Raw genomic sequence first — 2,079 nt, forward strand, 5'->3', positions numbered from 1 at the left:
TCGATCTGGACTGTATTTCGAGGTGTTTTGTTGATCAGCCCATCGGCTCTCGCCGATGTGCAATGTGTCGGCAAGACCCGATGCCTATGGTGAATGAACACACCGGTGAATCTCACCCGGATACATTTTTTCCCGATCGGGCGTTTTACAATGCCTGTGTTGACGGGGATTTAGATCAGGTGAAGAAGTCACTGGCTGAAGGAGTCAATGTCAATACCGTTATGAATAATAATTTCACAGCCTTGGTGTTGGCATCCAGTCAGGGGCACGAGGACGTCGTCAAGTACCTGATCAACGCCGGGGCGAATCTCAACGCCCGGAACGAAGATGGCGCCACTCCGCTGTTCTTCGCAGCCCAGGAAAATAACATCGACTGCGTGAAAATCCTGATCAACGCTGGGGCGGATGTCAACGCTGCCTTGCCGGATGCCACTACCCCGCTGTTCATCGCTACCCAAGAAAATAACACTGACTGCGTCAAACTCCTGATCGAAGCCAGGGCGGACACCAACGCCGCCTGTCCGAATGGCGCCACTCCGCTGTTCATCGCCGCTCAGGAAAATAACACCAACTGCCTGAAAATCCTGATCAACGCCGGGGCGGATGTCAACGCCACCTTGTCGGATGGCGCCACTGCGCTGCTCATCGCAGCCGCAGTGGGCAATACGGACTGCGTGAAAGCCCTGATCGAAGCCGGGGCGAATCTCAACGCCGCCTTGTCGAATGGCATCACCCCGCTGAGCATCGCTGCAACGAGAGGCAATACGGACTGCGTGAAAGCCTTGGTCGAAGCCGGGGCCGATCCCAACGCCCGGACCAAAGATGGCGCCACCGCGCTGTCCATGGCTGCAAAAGAAAATAACACCGACTGCGTGAACATCCTGATCAACACCGGGGCGGATGTCAACGCTACCTTGTCGGATGGCACCACCCCTCTGTTTATTGCGGCCCGAAAAGGTAGTACCGACTGCGTGAGAGCCCTGATCAAAGCCGGGGCAGATCTCAACGCCGCCCGGTCGGATGGTGCCACACCACTGTTCATTGCAGCCCGAAAGGGCAATATCAACTGTGTGAAAGCCCTGATCGAAGCCGGGGCGAATCCCAACGCCACCTTGTCGAATGGCGCTACCCCGCTGTGCATTGCTGCTGCGATAGGCCACAGCGACTGCGTGAAAATCCTGATCGAAGCCAAAGCGAATCCCAACGCCGCCCTGTCAAATGGCACCACCCCACTGTTCGTCGCCGCTGCAAAAGGCAATACCGACTGCGTGAAAGTCCTGATTAACGCCGGGGCCGATCTTAATGCCTCCCGGACTTCCGATGGCGCCACGCCATTGTCCATCGCAACCAGGAAGGGCAATACCGACTGCGAGAGACTCCTGACCTTCGCCGGGGCAAGGAGGGGAAGAAGATAAAGGTATGATGTTATCCAGTCAGCACGATGAAATACCGCCGGAGGCCAGAGCGCAATAGTTCGGTATGATCCGATGCCGGTGTTGCGGGGGATTTCTGTGATGATTCAGCCACTGAAAACTTTTATAGCCATAGAGCTGAACTATCCTGTTTTTCTTGTGTCCAATCCTCATCGCTCACTCACTAACACAGATGTTCTACTCATGGATGGCATTGCTCGTCCCCTTGTTTCCGGAGATATTCAAGTACCGCAGCTGGACCCTTTCTGCCCTATTTGCCTGGTCGGGTTCCATGGCCGTACTGTAGCGCCTGTGGTCGTCAAAACCCAATGTTGTGGCAAGCATTTCGATCTGGACTGTATTTTGACGTATTTTGTTGATCACCCCATCGGCGCTCGTCGGTGTGCGATGTGCCGACAAAACCCGATGCCTGTGGTGAATCTGAACTCCGGCGAATCTCACCCGGATACATTTTTTCCCGATCAGACGTTTTATCGTGCCTGTTTTGAAAGGAATTTGGATCAGGTAAACATGTCCCTGGAAGAAGGGGTCAATGTCAATGTCCATAACATTACACATGATCATTTCACTCCCTTGATGATGGCTTCCTTGGGGGGGCACAAGACGGTCGTCGAATGCCTGATCAGCGCCGGGGCGAATCTCAACG

The 2,079-nt window shown here is 54.7% G+C and carries 2 protein-coding genes; both read left to right on the forward strand.

The window, feature by feature from the left end; genetic code table 11:
• Positions 1 to 1,415, forward strand: a 1,415-nt coding sequence (locus KDK17_RS17330; protein ID WP_257288660.1) for an ankyrin repeat domain-containing protein, incomplete at its 5' end; no start/stop codon positions are given.
• Positions 1,416 to 1,514: 99 nt separating this feature from the next.
• The coding region (locus tag KDK17_RS17335; protein ID WP_257288661.1) for an ankyrin repeat domain-containing protein at positions 1,515 to 2,079 on the forward strand (565 nt) is incomplete at its 3' end.

It is taken from the genome of Endozoicomonas sp. SESOKO2 (genome assembly GCF_024606245.1).
Lineage (GTDB): Bacteria > Pseudomonadota > Gammaproteobacteria > Pseudomonadales > Endozoicomonadaceae > Endozoicomonas_A.